This window comes from Runella sp., from assembly GCF_027484545.1.
Lineage (GTDB): Bacteria > Bacteroidota > Bacteroidia > Cytophagales > Spirosomataceae > Runella.
The window spans coordinates 19,242-37,135 of sequence record NZ_JAIXST010000028.1; the positions used below are offsets into that span (position 1 = coordinate 19,242).

General features: G+C 43.0%; 12 protein-coding genes. 9 read left to right on the top strand and 3 right to left on the bottom strand.

Annotated features, from left to right (window positions below; translation table 11 throughout):
• Positions 1-52 precede the first annotated feature (52 nt).
• Both Q0081_RS02365 and tsaD read right to left on the bottom strand, forming a co-directional pair.
• Positions 53-2,449 carry a gliding motility-associated C-terminal domain-containing protein gene (locus tag Q0081_RS02365; RefSeq protein WP_298348793.1) on the bottom strand — a complete coding sequence of 799 codons (2,397 nt, stop codon included), beginning with the start codon at positions 2,447-2,449 and terminating at the stop codon, positions 53-55.
• A gap of 130 nt (positions 2,450-2,579) precedes the next feature.
• Positions 2,580-3,581 carry a tRNA (adenosine(37)-N6)-threonylcarbamoyltransferase complex transferase subunit TsaD gene (gene tsaD, locus Q0081_RS02370; protein ID WP_298348795.1) on the bottom strand — a complete coding sequence of 334 codons (1,002 nt, stop codon included), beginning with the start codon at positions 3,579-3,581 and terminating at the stop codon, positions 2,580-2,582.
• 81 nt (positions 3,582-3,662) lie between these two features.
• Here tsaD and Q0081_RS02375 point away from each other — a divergent pair, with 81 nt between their 5' ends.
• From Q0081_RS02375 to Q0081_RS02410, 8 genes are all read left to right on the top strand, one after another.
• Positions 3,663-8,264 carry a translocation/assembly module TamB domain-containing protein gene (locus tag Q0081_RS02375; protein WP_298348796.1) on the top strand — a complete coding sequence of 1,534 codons (4,602 nt, stop codon included), beginning with the start codon at positions 3,663-3,665 and terminating at the stop codon, positions 8,262-8,264.
• Positions 8,265-8,432: 168 nt separating this feature from the next.
• Entirely contained in the window at positions 8,433-11,057 is a 2,625-nt protein-coding gene (locus Q0081_RS02380; protein ID WP_298348798.1) for a hypothetical protein, read from the top strand.
• Between the two features lie 71 nt (positions 11,058-11,128).
• Positions 11,129-12,217: a serine hydrolase gene (locus tag Q0081_RS02385; protein WP_298348801.1), complete on the top strand. Its 1,089-nt coding sequence runs from the start codon at positions 11,129-11,131 to the stop codon at positions 12,215-12,217.
• 1 nt (position 12,218) lies between these two features.
• Complete coding sequence (locus Q0081_RS02390) at positions 12,219-12,728, top strand: hypothetical protein (protein WP_298348804.1); 510 nt, start codon at positions 12,219-12,221, stop codon at positions 12,726-12,728.
• A gap of 57 nt (positions 12,729-12,785) precedes the next feature.
• Positions 12,786-13,508 carry an ABC transporter ATP-binding protein gene (locus Q0081_RS02395; protein WP_298348806.1) on the top strand — a complete coding sequence of 241 codons (723 nt, stop codon included), beginning with the start codon at positions 12,786-12,788 and terminating at the stop codon, positions 13,506-13,508.
• Positions 13,509-13,535: 27 nt separating this feature from the next.
• On the top strand, positions 13,536-14,162 hold the full coding sequence (locus Q0081_RS02400; RefSeq protein WP_298348809.1) for a type II restriction endonuclease: 627 nt from the start codon (positions 13,536-13,538) through the stop codon (positions 14,160-14,162).
• Positions 14,159-14,404 carry a type II restriction endonuclease gene (locus Q0081_RS02405; protein WP_298348810.1) on the top strand — a complete coding sequence of 82 codons (246 nt, stop codon included), beginning with the start codon at positions 14,159-14,161 and terminating at the stop codon, positions 14,402-14,404. The genes Q0081_RS02400 and Q0081_RS02405 overlap by 4 nt, the downstream gene beginning before the upstream one ends.
• Positions 14,397-15,323, top strand: coding sequence for a Dam family site-specific DNA-(adenine-N6)-methyltransferase (locus Q0081_RS02410; RefSeq protein WP_298348812.1), 927 nt, complete (start codon positions 14,397-14,399; stop codon positions 15,321-15,323). The genes Q0081_RS02405 and Q0081_RS02410 overlap by 8 nt, the downstream gene beginning before the upstream one ends.
• Before the next feature lie 9 nt (positions 15,324-15,332).
• On the opposite strand, the gene Q0081_RS02415 is transcribed toward Q0081_RS02410, so the two are convergent.
• A complete protein-coding gene (locus tag Q0081_RS02415) occupies positions 15,333-16,727 on the bottom strand; it encodes a S41 family peptidase (RefSeq protein WP_298348814.1) in 1,395 nt (464 codons plus the stop codon).
• A 79-nt stretch (positions 16,728-16,806) separates the two neighbouring features.
• Here Q0081_RS02415 and Q0081_RS02420 point away from each other — a divergent pair, with 79 nt between their 5' ends.
• A complete protein-coding gene (locus Q0081_RS02420; RefSeq protein WP_298348816.1) occupies positions 16,807-17,832 on the top strand; it encodes a VPS10 domain-containing protein in 1,026 nt (341 codons plus the stop codon).
• The last annotated feature ends 62 nt before the right edge of the window (positions 17,833-17,894 follow it).

The following is a 17,894-nucleotide window of genomic DNA, read 5'->3' on the forward strand; positions in this document are numbered from 1 at the left end:
CTACCCCTTGTTTCTCTCAAAATCGTAAATAAAATACCCGCCGGATTCGCTATCAGCGCAGCACCCATACTTTCCCTCGCTGCGTATCCAACCCTCCCTGTACATGAGGCACAATCATATAGGTGTATTCACCTGGGGCAACGCGGGCTCCCTGATAGCTGCCGTCCCACGGTTTTTGATAGCCTTTTTCCTGATGAAAAATCAATTCTCCCCATCGATTGTAGACAAAGACTTCAGCCTCTGGAAATTTATCTATGTTGCGAATTTCCCATTGGTCGTTCATACCATCGCCATTAGGAGAAAAAACATCAGGTATAAAAAGTAAATCAACGACAGTCACTTTGATGGTTGCCGTGGATTTACAACCGTTGGATGACGTAACTGTGAGGGTATAAACTGCGTTTTGGGGAGCGTTAACGGTTGGTTGCAACGCTGTAGGATTACTCAACCCCAACGGCGGAGACCATTGATAAGTATAGCCAGTCGGGTTGTCCGCTTGCGCATTCAGTGGCATATCAGTATCTCTTAATTGAGTCAAAGATTTGGGCAAACTGACAACCGGTGCCGCTTTGACTTCCAAATAGCGCGTTTTTTCAATGGTGCAACCTCCGCTTAGCAGAATCTCATAGCGTATGGCATGACGCCCAACCCCCGCTTTTTGCACATTAATTGCATTGGTTTCGACGCCATCGCCCAGAAATCGTCCGCCTGTTGGAGTAGCTTTCAGGGAAATAGGAAGCGAATCGTTGGAACAAACAGCTCTTAACGAATCGAAAACTATAGCATTGGAAGTAGCTTGAGTGATTCGGACAGAGTCAGATAGGGCACTACAGCGACCGCTGTAGATTCGGACTTGATAGGTACCTTCCTGTTTTGGATACAACGTCTTTTGATCCTTGGCCATTAGTTGATTCCCTCGGAGCCATTCTAACGAAAAGCCTGCCTGCAATTCGGTATCCAATTTGACCGAATCCCGAAGGCAAAGTACATTTTTGGAGGCAGTTAAAGGAGGCTTAGTAGGGGTGGGAAGCACCATAACCACAACGGTATCGCGAGTAAGACACGTACTGGCCTGAAAACCAACAGCTACACTATAAGTACCCTGTTGTTTGGTGGACAAACTGTTTTTCGTTTCGTTCGGAATTGCAGTGCCGTCTTTAAACCAGTTAAACGTAAAACCAGTCCCTTGAGTAGCTTGAAATGTGGCTGTTTCACCGTTACAGATACGAATCGAATCGGTAGGAGTGAGGCGGGCAACGGGGCCTTTTCCAGCAATGACCTTGACCAACTGAGAAACAGTATCAACCGCACATTTTTTAGCAAAACTTGCTGACACCTGGTAGTCTCCCAATTGGGTTACTTTCAACGTATTTGATTTTTCATTTGGGATATTGGAACCGTCTTTTTTCCATTGATAGGCAATGTCTACCCCTGTTGTAAATGTCAAATCTACCGAACTCCCTTCACAAAGTTCGACTGTGGTAGCGGGTTGAGTAGTATTGGTACTGGTAAAAACGGTTGGAGCCGGCGGGGAGCTTCCGCTGCAATCAATTACTTTGAGCTGGAAATCTCGCCTTACGGAGCCGATTTTTACGCCATTACGGTATTCTTCCACTAAAACTGTAAATACATACAGCCCCAATTGGGTAGCGGTGACGTTCAATAGTCCTGTTTTGGAATCAATGCCCAGGGCGGGTTTGCCGGGAATGATGTTTGATAATCCAAATCCTGTTTCCCACGTAATGCTTGGGTAAGAACTGTGCGACTGACCTAAACCGGTAGTCATTCCTACAACATTTGAAGTATATCCCTGCAAAGGAGTGACCAGTAAGTAACGCAACTCATCGCCATCGGCATCGGTCGCTTTTATGCTCATTTTGAAGGGTTTATTGATACAGATATAATCACCGTTGGGAATGCCGATATCGGGGGAAGAGTTTTTAAAAAATTGCCCGTTTGAGAGCAACGCAGGAAATTCAAGCATAAAAACCATACCAATTCCCGAAGTCTGCTTTTTAAGATTAGTTACCCCGTCTGTTCTGCAACAACGTTCCCAAATGATATAATACCCTTCCGGGTCATTGAAAAGAGCGGGATTTAACGTTATTTCTCTACTATATCGTAGTTCAACAGTTTTGAGCTCCTGCGTTCCCGCACATGCTTCGTTCTGATAAATAATGTTAGTAGTGGGAGGGGACTGTGGAAAAAGCTCCGAAGTGGCCATCTTCACATGATCTTTTTTACGGAAAAAATGGACTTCGACATATGGATCTGTATTATTTACGGTAAGCGTGTTGAAGTCAGCGTAGATATTCAACGTTAGAATATATTTGCCTTGAGTTGAAGTGGCAGCCATACTGAAATCGCCGCCAAAAATATGATTGGCCCATCCGGTACTATTTGTCAGTACAACCAATAGCGAAACAATTGTCACACGCCACGTAGACATTGGAATCATACTTAAAGGATTATGATAGTGAATAAAGGGAAAATAAAAGTAAAAAATATTTGATTATTAAATACGCCGCTTTGTATCAAAATGTTGTAACGCCCCTAAAAAATATCCTTGTCAGTAAATTTCAGAACACCATCCTCGGCAGTGGGCTAACGGTTTGTTTGCAAAAATCTCCTTTTTCGTACTTAAAATGCGCTGCTATCGCAATCATTGCGGCGTTGTCAGTACAGTACTCAAAGCGAGGGATATACACCTTCCATTGTTCTTTTTCGCCCATTTCCAACAGCGTTTTTCTAAGCCCCGAATTGGCCGATACGCCTCCTGCAATGGCAATTTGAGATATACCTGTTTTCTTTGCTGCCTTGCGGAGTTTTAGAAGGAGCATTTTTATCAGCGTGTACTGCACACTTGCGCATACATCGGCCAAATTTTCTTCCACAAATTGGGGATTCTTTCTGGTTTTATCCTGCAAAAAATACAGGATCGCCGTTTTGATACCACTGAAAGAGAAATTCAACCCTGGCATTTCGGAAAGAGGGAATGTAAACGCCAGAGGATTGCCCTGTTGGGCATATTTGTCTATCAAGGGCCCTCCAGGATAAGGCAAATTAAGGAGTTTGGCAGTTTTGTCAAATGCTTCTCCGACAGCATCATCTTGGGTTTCCCCAATGATTTCCATGGATAGCGCATCATGTACCAACACAATTTGCGTATGTCCGCCGCTGACAGTCAGACACAAAAAAGGAAAAGAAGGAGTCGGTTCTTCAATAAAATGCGCCAATACGTGGGCGTGCATGTGATGAACTTCAATCAGCGGAATTTTTAGCCCCAGTGCCAAGGCTTTGGCAAACGAAGAACCTACCAATAAAGCCCCCAATAAGCCGGGGCCGCGCGTAAAAGCAATGGCATTTAGGTCTTTTTTGCTTACTTTTGCCTCTTGAAGGGCTTTTTCGACGATGGGTACGATGTGTTGCTGATGCGCACGGGATGCCAATTCGGGAACGACGCCCCCGTATTTTTCGTGAATCACCTGCGTTGCTACACTATTGGAGCGGATTTTGCCATTAGAGATAACGGCCGCCGAAGTTTCATCACAGGAAGATTCTATGGCTAAAATAGTTGTCATTTGTTTTTAAATTACGTTAATTGTTGTCTGTTAAGGGTTTATTGAAAATACTTTAAAAACCTTTAACCTATAAAACGGCCTATGAAACGTATTCTATGGTATATTGTTAACACGCTTTTTATTCTCTTTGTGGTGGTCATACTGCTGGCAGAGATGATAAGTTTGGGTGTGCAATTTCCATTAATACAAACTGCTTTGGTAGAATATATTACCAAAGAGGCTTCCATCGAACTTCAACATCCCACTACCATAGGCCGGGTCAATATCAAGTGGTTCAATGCCATTTCTCTCGAAGATGTAAAGATTCTTGACCGTCAGGGCCGCCCCATGATCGAGGTCAAGCGCTTGGATGTAAATCACGATTTCTGGTCGCTGATTTGGAGCAAAGATAAAAAGACTTTCGGCACTTACCTCGATGAAGCCACTTTGTACCGCCCTTCGGTGTGGCTCGTTAAGAATCCGAAGACGGGTGATTTGAACTTAGATGATTTCATAGCCCGCATTGAAGAATTGACTGCTAACCCCGATGCACCCGGCGTAAAAGACCAAAATGTCCCGTTTTACATCAGAAAGGTTCACCTCATTGATGGCTCTTTCCGCTGGGACGACCCGCGTGAGAAACGCATGACGGGAAAAGTGTTTGACTACAATCATTTTACCCTCAAAGACATCAACGGAGAAGGTAAAAACTTCATGGTGTTGGGGGACAGCATCGCTCTGAACATTCGTAAACTTCGCACGTTCGATAAACAAACCAACCTCGCTGTGAAGGAGTTGGATACTCGTTTTTTGTATTGCCGCACCAAAATTGAGCTGGCCGATTTGTACACCCGCATTGGCAATTCCGTGATTGGTAACTACATATCGTTCAACTACGATTCTCCCGCGGCTTTTGGCGATTTCAATCAGAATGTTTTGATGCGAGCTCACATTGACAGTTCGCGGGTACGCTCAGAGGATTTGGGTTGGTTTGCCGATTACCTTTTTACCCTCGACGAAACTTGGCGGGTTCACGGCGATTTTGTGGGCATCGTTAACAATTTCAAATTGACAAAAACCGATTTGCAATTTGGAAAAAACAGCCGTTTACGTGGTGACTTGGCCTTCAAGGGTGTAACCGAATTTGAAACTTCGGTTATGAACTTTGCTTTTAATAATACCCGCGTAGATGCCGCGGATTTGTACCAATATTATCCCGAGAAAAAATTTAACGACCTTGTACAAAAATTTGGAGTGGTTGATTTTTCGGGGAAATACAACGGAACCATTGACCGCTTCAAACTCAACGGTGATTTTCAAACGGCTCTGGGACAGGTGAATGTGAAGGAGTTGGAAATGAATCTTGCTCTTCCTGTACCTACCTATGTAGCGGATATTAAAACCCAAAACTTTGAGTTAGGTAAATTATTGGATAATGATGATTTTTCTCAAATAGACCTGAACGGCAAAATCAGAGGAAAGGGTTTTTCCGTCAAAAATGCTTCGCTTGACTTGGACAGCCAACTACCCCGTTTCAGCTACAATGGCTATGATTATAAAAATGTGCATTTGAGAGGCAACCTGCAAAACAAATTTTTTGAAGGATTGGTCAGCGTTCGCGATTCCAATCTGTTAGCTAACGTGGATGGAACGTTTGATTTTTCGGGAGATAAATATTCCTATCATGCCATTGGAAAAATAGACCGAGCCAATTTAAGGGCACTTAATTTTACCAAAGATTCGCTCCTGATTCACACCGAGTTGGACGTGAATTTAGAAGGGAATTCGATGGATGAGATGGTAGGGCGGGCTAAGTTCTTGAATAGCTATGCCACCCTTAAGAAACGGAATTTGGTTGTTGGTACCCTTTTGGTAGATTCGCGACTTTCCGAAGGACTGCGGAGACTCCTTATTTCTTCAGAATTTTTTAATTTCCAAGCCGAGGGAAGATTTGAGCCGACCAAAGCGGCAGTGGATTTGGCTCAGCTGTTTGATGAGTACCAAATGTACTTTTTTGGGGATGAAAATGCGCGAACGGCTTATTATGAAAACAAACAGCTCAAAAAAGCGTTAGGCAGTCGTTACAGCGTGGATTATCGGCTTGGCTTCAAAAAAATGGACCGTTTTCTGGCATTTCTGTATCCTGCCGGTTACGTTTCAAGCGGATCCAAGGCCGAAGGTGTATTTAACGTAGACAATACTTCTATTTTTTCGTTGACGGGACAATTTGATACGCTAAAAATCGGGAACAACAGTTTTTATAACTCAGAATTGGACCTCAATACGTCTAAATTTACCAACAGTCCGGAAGTGTTGGCGTCGGCCATCATTAACTCCGAACAGCAAAAATTAGTGGGAATTGCTCCTACTGAAAAAATGGCGATTGAGGCTGCTTGGGAAAAAGACCACATAGATTTTAGAAGTAACCTGCGCCAACGGAATACCTCTAACCGTGCTACACTCAATGGCGAATTGCGATTTGCGGGTGATTATCTGTATTTACAATTCAAGAAATCAAAACTGCGCTTGCTGAATGATGACTGGAATTTGGATGCCAATAATCTCATTACGATTATGGGGCCAAATGTCACGCTTAGTAACGTGATTCTCAAGCCCAAAGACAAGGATCAGCTTATTTCGCTCAACGGTGATATTTCTACCGATTCACTTCGAGTGTTGGCTTTTGAAACTCATAATTTTGAATTGGCAACGCTCAATCCGGTTTTGAATGTCAATTTGGCCGGAACGGCCAACGGAAGCGTGACTATGCGTGATTTGTACCGTACTTTGATTTTGGACAGCAGGGTGAATGTTCAGAAATTGACGTACAATAATTTTTTAATGGGTAATCTTATCGGGACCGGAGAATGGGACCCTATTGATGCTCACTTGCACGTAGATATTCATTTGGATAAAAATGAAAAACGTGAAGTGTCCGTCAACGGAACGTACACGCCTGATTTGGTAAACAATGAACTGGATTTAACCGCGACTTTTAACGAAACGGACCTCAATTTGCTCGAACCGTTTGCGCGGGGATTGGTATCTAACTTGAGCGGCCGGGCCGTAGGTACGGTGTCCATCAAAGGGCCGCCGATTGCTCCCGTGTTGGATGGCACCGTAGATGTCAAACGCGGTCGACTGACCTTCGATTACCTAAAAGCGGTCTTTTCGTTTGAAGATAAAGTGTATTTTGGAGAAAGCGATATTCGCGTCAAGAACCTGCGGTTGACTGACCCAGAAGGTAATTCGGCTACGCTTCGCGGAGGGGTGTACCATGACGGTTTCAATAAATTCTCGTTGGGATTTGATGCCGACATGCGCAATTTTAAAATTCTCAATACCACAATTCGGGACAACGAATCTTTTTACGGGAATGCCTACGCAACGGGAAAAATGGAAGTGTTTGGTCCCATCAACAACCTCAATATCAACGCAGATTTGACGAGTAATCGTGGTACAAAAATTTATATTCCTTTGGACGGTGCAGCTGAAGTAGCTTCCGAAGATTTTGTGCAGTTTGTTTCGCCAGAAGTAGATACCACAGAGCAGACAATGGCCAAAACGGATAAAATTATCCCTGCTCAGGAAAGCAATATCAAGATGGATTTTCGTCTGAACATGACGCCGGATGCCTACTGCGAAATTCAGTTTGACCGCCAAACCGGAGACGCCATTAAGGCCTACGGGAAAGGATTAATCAATCTTAAAATTGATACTCGCGATGTATTTGATATGACGGGTTCGTATGAAATTCAGAATGGAGATTATCTTTTTACTTTAAAGAACCTTATCAATAAGAAATTTCAAATTCAAAAAGGCAGCCGAATTTCCTGGACAGGGGATCCTTATGGGGCTATTCTTGATGTAAAAGCCAACTACGTTTCTAACGTGTCATTGGCTCCGTTGTTGCAAACGGCCTCTGTTACGACTACACAAACGAACAATGATGGAGTAACCACGCGGCGGTATCCAGTAGAAGTGACCATTTCGTTGAGTGACAAAATGCTGTTGCCGCAGATCTCGTACGGATTAAAATTTAAAGAATATCCTTCTGATCGCTCCTACGCCATTACGGCAGTGGAAGAACGTCTCAAACGTGACGAGCAATACCTGTCTCAGCAAGTGAGCAGCATGTTGTTGTTTGGACAATTGCTTTCGGATCAAAACAATATTTTGGCACAATCGGTCACCGGACTCGGAAACAGCATTGGAGAAATGGTAACGAGTCAAATAAATAAATGGGGGTCTTCCTTGAATGAAAACTTAGAATTGGGCGTTTCCGGTCTGAATTTCAATATTAGTGACCCTTACAATAATGCCCTTAATAACCTACAACTTCGCTTTTCGTATCGGTTCTTAAACGACCGTTTTCGCATTACTCGCGACGGACGTTTGTCATACGGTCAGAACCAATACGATGCTACGAGCTTATTGTTGGATTGGACGTTGGAGTATTGGCTTACCGACGACGGCAGCCAACGACTTCGGATGTACAATCGCAACATTCAGAACCAATTCAATTCTACTACTACCGGCACGCCCAATGCCGTTTCCTACGGAGCCAGTTATTTGTTTACGCGCAGTTTCAATTCATTCAGAGCCTTGGGCCCAAAAGAAACCCGTTCTGAACCTGTTCCCAAAACCAAAACTGATTCAGGACGGTTGACCACGTATCGCAATCAGAGCGAGATAAAGAACTGATTTATAGGAATCTGTTTTCCTATGTCTATTTACTCAACAGTGCCTCAGTTTTATTCGGTAAATATTCCAAACGCTTTTTGATTTTAACCGCAATGAAAAAATAACTTATGAGGTGCAGCGTTTCTAAATCAGCACATTGTAATTTTGCCGTCAGCTATCTAACTTTTCATGACTTCACTCTTTTTTTGGCAACAATGGAACCGTAGCCAACGGTTTTTGTACCTTACTTCTTTAGGATTATTAAAGTTAGGATTGATTACACTTCTATTTTTTCATTTTCGAGGTCTCGAAAATACCGTGCAGTGGCAGGTATTGAGTGAGTTGGACGAAGTACCTGTGCAGTTGGATAGTTTACAGTTGGCCACGGGCGGTTTACAGTCTACAGTTGACAGTTCACAGTCTATAGTAAACAGTTCACAGTCCTCAATAGGCCGTGTTCAGCCCGACAGCAATGGACAATCAACAATTGACAATCGAAAATCGAAAATCGAAAATCAATCAACCATTCCCCTCTTAGGGAAAGCATACCTACTCAAGGAACAGTTTGTGCCCGTACAAATAGACGTGCCATCGTGGCTGGCTTGGGGGTATTTGGGATTTGTGTTGGCAGGGTTGGTGCTTTTATTAAGTGCTGTTTCGGCTTTGCCTCGATGGTGGTACCTGGGTGCTATGGGCGCTTTTATTGGGTTTTTGGCCGGTTCGCATTTGGAGATATTGGAGCTTTTTGGTTCGGATAAAGCCTTTGGTTTTGGCATTACTATCCTTGTATTGGGAGGAGTGAGCTACTATTTGCACGCTTTTCGAGAAGATGTTTCGATGGAAAAGCGCCTCTTTATATTTGCAGGTTTGGTTGGGATTCTCGCCATCAGCTTGCCTTTTTTTACTAAAATTCCCCTTGTGGCGCTCACGGTTACGTCTTACAGTTTGCTGCCGGTAATCGTTTTGGCGGTTGTGTTTGTGGGTTGGCTTTCGGTGGAGATTATTGCGGGGTTTGTGTATGTGGTCACGAATCCGCGAACGGGATTTGGTAAGAACAGTTTGGTTAACTTTCTGTTTTTGGCAGGACTTTATCTTTTCAGTATCCTGCTTCTTTATATGAAAATCACCCGGCAAACCGAGAATAATTTTTGGTTTGTAAGCCCCTTTGTGCTGTATGCAGTCAGTGCTGTTTTGGGCGTGTGGTGTTTTGCCAAACGCACCGAAAGTTATCTACCTTTTCGCGAAATTGGGGCTTGGCTGTATGTTGGGTTTGGGTTAATAACCACAGCGGCGATGGCTTTTGTACTGTTTACCCAAAACAATTCGCTCATTGAGGTATTCGAAGACGCCGTTGTGTATAGCCAATTGGCCATCGGAACGATTTTTACGGGCTACATTGCCCTTAATTTTTGGCCGATTTTTAAACAGGGAAAAGCGGTCTATAAGATAATATATAAACCCATGCGTATTTTGCAGTCGCAAGCATGGCTCATTGGTGGAATGGGTGTGGTGGCATTGTTGGCCCTTAACCGCTTTTTTACCATTGACCAAGCCCGTGCGGGACATTACAATGCACTTGGAGACCTTCATGCCGCTACCAAAGAATACATTGTCGCGGAGCAATATTACCAAATAGCCATTGATTTAGATTACCAAAACCACAAATCAGGTTTTGCGTTGGCATCACTTGCACTGACTCAAGGCGACCGCATGGCAGCCGGCGCTTATTTTCAGCAAGCGTTACACAAAGACCCGAGTCCGCAGGCGTATGCAGGACTGAGTCAGGCGTTGTTGAATGAAAATCTATTTTTTGACGCGATTTTTAACTTGCGGAAAGGTATTCAGGCGTTTCCGAATAATGGGGAATTGCAAAACAATTTAGGGTATCTCTACACCTGGACCACCATTGCCGATTCAGCTTACTATTATTTTGAAGCCGCCCGCCAAAGTATTCAAAACCCCGAAGTACCCGAAACTAACTTGCTGGCGTTTTGGGGGAAAGCATTGACTTTTTCTGACGCGAAAAATCCAACTTCTTCTCTTGGTCTTACCAAAGCGGATTTTAAAGAGACCTATTTGCTGAAAACCCAATCAACTACGCTCTCGCACGAAGCCAATCGTTTGGCCGTTGCGCAATTGATAGGTGAAAAAACGGACGCGAATCAGGTGAATCCGGGATTGTCAAAAGATTCAGCCCTGAGTGTCAATAACTTTGCGTATTTGTACAACTACGGGCAATATACCCGCGATAGCAGTATGGCTCCGTTATTTCATAAATTGGTCAATACCGGTACAAATGGAAATTTTTACCACGAACTTCAATTGGCCGAAGCGTATAGCGAATACGGGCGTGATAAAATAGCTGCCTTAGATATTTTGGCTTCGCAAACTGTGGCTGACACCTCCCAAAAAGTGGCATTGGCGCGGCAAACGTTGCAGTATTGGTTGCTGAAAGAAAATTCGACCAAATCAGCAATCGGACCATTGAAAATAGAAACTGATTTTGTAAATGCACTTGGCCAACATCCGCTGGATATATCGCTTTTACAACAAACTGTAAATTTCTTTAGCAGGCAAAAAAAGCCCAAAGTAGCCTACCAATCTCTGCTCAACGCGCTTCGTTTTCGTCGCGATTCACCCGAATTGCAGAAACTCTATATTCTTCAATGCCTGCATCTGCGCCTTACCGAATTCGCTGAAGACGGCTTGCGCGACTTGTTTTCCATTACTGCCGATGCCGATTATCAAGCATTTTTGAAAACCTATCAAGCCCAACGCGCACTCATCGAAAAAGAGCGTAAAAATTTTCGCTGAAAAGCGTACTTTTACCTATTGGTTTTTTGCCCTACAAACCAATTTATAACCTTATAAACTCACCACTTTTTATGTGGAAAATACTGGCCACTGGCTTAGGAATTTTAGCTGTTTTATTCAGTTGCGTTTTTGCCTATTTTTATTTTACATATTTACGTTACGAAGATGATTTTGTAGCAGAGTACTTGCTCAAGAACCCTAAAAAATGCGCCATTTATTGGGTTCGCAATGATTCCGTTTTAGTGAGCCATCGTGCCGATACGCTGATGCCGTTGGCAAGTACCGTAAAGACCATTATTGCTATAGAGTTTTCGCAACAGGCTGCCACCGGAAAAATTAAATTAGACGAGAAAATCCCTCTTGGGGAGTTATCGCGTTTTTACATACAGGATACCGACGGCGGAGCACATCCGGCGTGGTTGGAAGGTTTGAAAAAAGGGAAGTTAATTCAGAACAATGCAGTGCCGTTGCTGGAAGTAGCCAAAGGCATGATTCAATACAGCAGCAATGCGAACACTGAGTATTTGATGTGGAAATTGGGCCTGAATACTATCAATGCCAACCTCCCGAAACTAGGATTGACAAAACATCAGGCATTGTATCCGTTTGTATCGGCATTGTATGTATGCTCTGACGAACATTCCGCCATGGGGATGAAAAAAATGCCGATGTCGCTTTATCTCCAACGGGCCAATACGTATTTTGAGCTGTTGAAAATAGATACGACGGCAAAGGTGAAATTTAATCTGGCCAATATTCCTTTGCCTGTGCAGCGGGTGTGGTCGGATCGGTTACCTGCCTCTACTACTCGTGAATATGCGGGTTTGATGCAGAAAATCAACAGCCGTACGTATTTTGATGCTCCAACCCAAGCCGTCTTGGACCAATTAATGGAATGGCCCATGCGTATGAATCTTAAAAATAAGCAGGGATTTGCCCACTTTGGGGCGAAGGGAGGTTCCACGGCATTTGTATTGAATTATGCGCTTTACGTCACTGATAAAAAAGGAAACCGGACTGAATTCGTCGTTTTTACGAATAATTTAGGAGTTTTTGATCAAACTCTTTTACAGGCTGAATTCCAGGTCTTTGTAAAGAAAATTGTAGAAAATAATGCTGAAACCCGCGCTATTCAACTCATTTTAAAGCAAATAAAGTAAAATGGACAAATTACCAAGCAAACTCAAATGGGTCAATGAAGCTTTTAGTTTTACAACTCAGGTTATTGATAACAACAAGGTAATAGGGGAACTTAAACGCGAGGCGTTTAGCTCAGACGTAACGGCTTGGCTCTATGATCTGAGACTTCGTTTTGATGTACACGGTTTTTTGCACCGAAAAGTGAATATTTATGACCGTAACGACGATGTCATCGCTACGCTGGAGGTACACATGGGGAGAAAAGCGACGCTGCATTTGCACGGAGAAACGTACTTATTCAGCAAAAAAAGCTTTTTGTCGCGTGAGTGGTTGATTATTCATGATCTTCCCAATACCGATCAAGACCCTGAGATGGTGAATTATACAACGACTCGAAGATTTTTTAAGGACGAAGGAGAAATAAATGTATTGGAAGATTCCGAAGATGAAAAGATATTGATGTTGACGGGTTTATTTCTAAGACGTTATTTCATTCGTCGCAGGCAGAAGGCCGCGGCAATAGCGGGTTAACAAAATAATTATTCAAAAATAGTATATAATTGAACGACAACTACTAATTAAGCAGTCATGAAAATCATCGAAACCTCCCACATTGCCAAACGCTACGTCATGGGCAGTGAAGTCATTGAAGCACTCAAAGACGTAACTATTTCGGTAAACAAAGGCGAATACGTCGCTTTCATGGGGCCGTCTGGTTCGGGCAAATCTACCTTGATGAACATCATTGGCTGCTTGGATACCCCAACGTCGGGAAAATACGTATTGAACAACAAGGATGTGAGTGATATGAGCGAGAACGAACTCGCTGAAGTGCGTAACAAGGAGATTGGGTTTGTATTCCAAACGTTTAACCTGCTTCCGCGCATGACCTCACTCGAAAATGTAGCACTTCCGCTCATTTATGCAGGCTTCACCAAGGCGCAACGTACTGAACAAGCAATGCTTGCGCTCAAAAACGTAGGGCTTGAAAACCGTGCCGGACACCGTCCTAACGAGTTGTCAGGAGGGCAACGCCAACGGGTGGCCGTTGCCAGAGCGCTGGTGAACAGCCCAAGTATTCTTTTGGCCGATGAGCCAACGGGGAATTTGGACAGCCGTACATCCTACGAAATCATGGATTTGTTTGACCAACTTCACTCCAAAGGCAATACCATCGTAGTAGTAACTCACGAAGATGACATCGCCAAATACGCTCACCGCATTGTACGCTTACGCGATGGCTTGGTAGAAACCGATATTATCAACGCGAATCCAACGAAAGTAAAACTGGCAGAACTGAAAGCGGAATAGTAGCTTTGTCGCTAAAATTAAGCGAGCATGACAAAAGACGAACTATTAGTAGCCCTTCAAAAAGAAGTTGAAGGTTATAACAAAATAATAACAACAGAAAAGGGCGATTGGATAGTAAAAGGCTTTATTGACATCTATAAAAACGTCTACACTATTTCTATTGATACAAAAGTCGTTTCGAAAGTCATGGAGCTTTTGCTTATCCCTGCCTTTGAACGCTTTGCCCTGAATAACGACTTAAAACTTGAACTTCCGCCACAACAAAACTTCTATCCTGACCTGACATTTACTTGTAATAAATCAGGAGAACGATTTGCAGTTGACATCAAAAGCACTTTTAAGGATACAGCAAACAAAATCAAAAGCATGACATTGGGTGCTTTCACAGGTTACTTTCGCAACCGTGAAAGTTCAAAAAATACGCTTTATCCGTACGGCTCCTATTCTTCACATTTAGTTTTAGGCGTCATCTACTCACAGATTGATGAGAACCCGAATGAAAAAACGATTTATACCATTGACGAACTGGATAAAATTGAATCGGTTATCAAAGATTTTCAGTTCTTTGTTCAACCCAAATACAAAATTGCATCTGCAAGCCCTGGAAGTGGTAATACAAAAAATATAGGTTCTAAAATAGTATTGACCAATTGACCAAAGGTAATGGCGTTTTTTCAACCTTGGGCGAAGAAGTTTATGATGATTATTGGATGTACTATTTGACAAATGACATGGCAAAAGCCTTGGAAATTCCACGCCCTTATACTAACTTGAAGTCATATCTTGATTATAAACAAAAAGGAATCGCCGTTCTTGAGCAACACAAGGAAGAAATTGAGAAGCTAAGTGCCGAAGATGATTTGCAAGCTCACAACGGTGAAGAAAACGATGAATAAGAGAATAATAATTCCGCCAATAAAAAGTCAGGGCATTAAAACTAAACTTGTGCCTTGGATTATGGAACTTGTACCTGCAATAAGCGGCAAATGGATTGAACCGTTTTTAGGGACCGGCGTTGTTGCTTTCAATGCTAATTTCAAAGAAGCAATATTAAATGATACCAATCCGAATATTATCAGCTTCTACAAGGGCATTCAATCAAAGGAGATTACGGCACCTCTAATGAAGCAATATCTTGAACAGGAAGGTGAGTTACTGAGTGTTGCTGCAGACAACGGCTACGAACATTGTCGCAACGTCCGCTCCCGTTTTAATGACGGAAACTATTCGCCTTATGATTTTATTTTTCTTTCCCGTGCAGGTTTTAACGGCATGATGCGATTTAATAATAAAGGACATTGGAACATTCCTTTTTGCAAGAAACCTGACCGTTTTGCACAAGCATACATAACAAAAATCACTAATCAGGTTTCTATGGTCTCAAACAGTATCAAGCCAGAACCTGCATGGACTTTTCATAATACTTCATTTGCTGATATTATTCCCCTTGCTACAGAAAACGATTTTATTTATTGCGATCCCCCCTATTATGGAAGGTACGTTGACTATTATAACGGTTGGACAGAGCAAGATGAAGAGTTATTGTTTACGTTATTGAGCAAAACAAAAGCAAAGTTTATTCTTTCCACATGGCATCATAATGATTGGCGTGAAAATGAGATGATTAAAAAGTTTTGGAACAAGTTTAATATCGTAACAAAAGACCATTTTTATCATTCGGGAGGTAGTATTGAAAATCGTAAAACAGTGGTAGAAGCACTTGTTTGTAACTTTGACCTTGCTCATATTCAAGAACATAATCACGGGTTAAAAGAAAAAAATAAAGTGGAACAATTGACCTTTGAATGGGTGTAACACTAACCCTCAGTGCGACAGAGGGCGTACAAACATCTCAGTTTCAATTCCTTGCGGAGAGATTCTAAGACGGTCTAACTCGGGGGTTTCTGCGATGCCGCGTCGGGCATTGCGCGTACCCGTAATTTGGAAATAGGCTTCTGAAAACAAAGGTTCGCGCAAATCACCAAAAGCATACAAAGGCACAGAGATATTTTCTTTGACCAATACGTTAGGGCTAAAACCGGCCGTATAGTCCGATTTTCCTGCGGAATTGAACGTTTTCAGAACAATGGGCATCATGCCTTGGACAAAGCGATTTTTTGGGTCTTTAATTACGATGGACCCTACATTTTTGCCAACCGTTACATCTCCAATTAAAAATACCTCCATAAAAGGCTTTAAGGCATTGATAACCAATTCGCTGGCAGAGGCGGTTCGGGTGCTGGTCAGCACATAGGCACGTGACAGGTTTCCACCGATATTTTCTGGTTTTGCTTTGAAATAATTGAGGTTAAACTCTTTTCCCTGATTTTTTTCAAGGTCAGGAGAGACTTTAGAATTGTATTCGTCGCGAGACATGACGGTTTTGTCGGAGACACCCTTGGCAATAAAACTGGCTAAAGTAACCGCAGTAGAAATGAAACCGCCACCGTTGTAACGTAAATCCAACACAAACTCATTGATGCCTGCGGCCTTAAATTTGCCAAAAATTTGGGCCATTTTTTGGTCATACAGGGCTTGGTCGCTGTTGTTGGGCTTGGAATAAAAGCGGTTATACACCAAATACCCAATCTTTTTACTGCCTTTGGTATAAATGCTGTCCAAGAGCATGGGGTCTTCCTGAAGGGCCTGAGCGGTTACCGTTTTCGTTTGGTCGGTGGATATAAACGCTTTGTCGTAACTACCAACGTTATACACATAGTTGGTTCCTTCGGCAAACAGTTTACTATAGTTATCGACTGTTGCGACTTGTCCATCTACGGTGATTTTGCCAAAAATATCTCCGCGTTTGATACCCGCCTTTTGCGCAGGCGACCCGGGCAATACGTACATCACAAAGCCGGCAATGTTATTATTGTTGTTGTATAAAGCCAAACGCGCACCCGTCACTTTACTTTCTCCCGAGAGCGAAGCTTCCGTTTCGGTCGCATTGGTTAAAAAACGGGAAAACCGATCTCCATCCGGGCGGGATTGTGCATCAAAAGGATACAAAAGTGAGTTAAAGTAAGCTTCGGGAGCCAATGCTTTATTGGAATTTGGTGTTACTTTATCTCTCCAATAGTACCAATAATCCATGTTGACCGCAACGAATTCGTTGACCAGGGCATCGCCTGTAGCAACATCCTTAGTTCGACATGACCATAATAAGCCTGAGCCCGTTAAGGCAATGAAAATGACGGATTTTAATACGATTTTACGCATAGCTCTTTAAGTTTTCCTTTATAAAAACGTTACAAACAGCCTTTTGTTTTAACTATATTTACGACAAATATAATTCGCAATGAAATTACTATTTCAACTTTTTTTCTTCTTAATCATCTCATTTGTCACATTTTCTCAATGGATACCCCAAAATAGCGGGACAGATGCTCATTTTCGTTCTATTTCGGCCATTAATGAAAGCGTTGTATGGGCAGGAGGCTCCAAAGGTACCGTTTTGCGTACGGCTGATGCCGGTGCAAATTGGGAAGTAATCAAAGTGCTGGGGGCGGAAAAATTAGATTTTCGGGGCATTAAGGGAATTGACGAAAAAACAGCAGTTGCTGTTAGCGCGGGCTTGGCTGAAGAAGGACAGGCGCGAATTTATCGTACCGAAGATGCCGGAAAAACGTGGCAGCAGGTATGGCAAACGGACCAAAAAGGTGTATTTTTGGATGGCATCGCATTTTGGGATAAAAAGAACGGAATTATTTTTGGTGACCCTATGGATAATCATTTGTATCTGCTCAAAACCTCCGACGGTGGAAAAACGTGGGAACGTCTTTCGCCTGCGGGTTTAGCTGCTAATTTGCCGAATGAGGCTTCTTTTGCCGCCAGTAATTCTACAATGGTGGTTCAGGGCAGTAAAAATGTATGGATAGGGACAGGAGGGGCAGATCATGCACGGGTGTTTTATTCTTCTGACCGTGGCCAATCGTGGCAAGTGGCCAATACGCCCATGAAAGCCAATGCCTCTTCGGGGATTTTTGGCCTGAGATTTTGGGATGCGAGCCACGGCATTGCCGTAGGCGGTGATTATAAGGCAGACAAAGAAGCGTTTGAAAATGTCATTGCGACCCAAGACGGAGGAAAAACGTGGAAAAAGACGACTTCTACTAACCCCACAGGTCTGAAAGAAGCAGTAGTCAAACTGAAAAATGGAACTTTGGTAGCCGTTGGTCCCGCAGGAACTTGTTTGTCAAAAGACGAAGGACTTTCTTGGCAACCGCTTACGGGTGCGGCCGCGGGTCTTCATGCGCTTACTTCGGTTGGAAATACGTGTTGGGCGATTGGTTCGAAAGGACAAATTGTGCGATTCTCCAACTAAACCGAAACTTTCTGAATCCAAAATAAATGACGAGTAACGAATGACGAGTGAACGAATAAGTT

Excerpts from the sequence above, each read along its gene's own strand:
- Q0081_RS02365 (WP_298348793.1), bottom strand. The coding sequence starts at position 2,449 with ATGTCTACGTGGCGTGTGACAATTGTTTCGCTATTGGTTGTACTGACA.
- tsaD (WP_298348795.1), bottom strand. The coding sequence starts at position 3,581 with ATGACAACTATTTTAGCCATAGAATCTTCCTGTGATGAAACTTCGGCG.
- Q0081_RS02375 (WP_298348796.1), top strand. The coding sequence starts at position 3,663 with ATGAAACGTATTCTATGGTATATTGTTAACACGCTTTTTATTCTCTTT.
- Q0081_RS02380 (WP_298348798.1), top strand. The coding sequence starts at position 8,433 with ATGACTTCACTCTTTTTTTGGCAACAATGGAACCGTAGCCAACGGTTT.
- Q0081_RS02385 (WP_298348801.1), top strand. The coding sequence starts at position 11,129 with ATGTGGAAAATACTGGCCACTGGCTTAGGAATTTTAGCTGTTTTATTC.
- Q0081_RS02390 (WP_298348804.1), top strand. The coding sequence starts at position 12,219 with ATGGACAAATTACCAAGCAAACTCAAATGGGTCAATGAAGCTTTTAGT.
- Q0081_RS02395 (WP_298348806.1), top strand. The coding sequence starts at position 12,786 with ATGAAAATCATCGAAACCTCCCACATTGCCAAACGCTACGTCATGGGC.
- Q0081_RS02400 (WP_298348809.1), top strand. The coding sequence starts at position 13,536 with ATGACAAAAGACGAACTATTAGTAGCCCTTCAAAAAGAAGTTGAAGGT.
- Q0081_RS02410 (WP_298348812.1), top strand. The coding sequence starts at position 14,397 with ATGAATAAGAGAATAATAATTCCGCCAATAAAAAGTCAGGGCATTAAA.
- Q0081_RS02415 (WP_298348814.1), bottom strand. The coding sequence starts at position 16,727 with ATGCGTAAAATCGTATTAAAATCCGTCATTTTCATTGCCTTAACGGGC.
- Q0081_RS02420 (WP_298348816.1), top strand. The coding sequence starts at position 16,807 with ATGAAATTACTATTTCAACTTTTTTTCTTCTTAATCATCTCATTTGTC.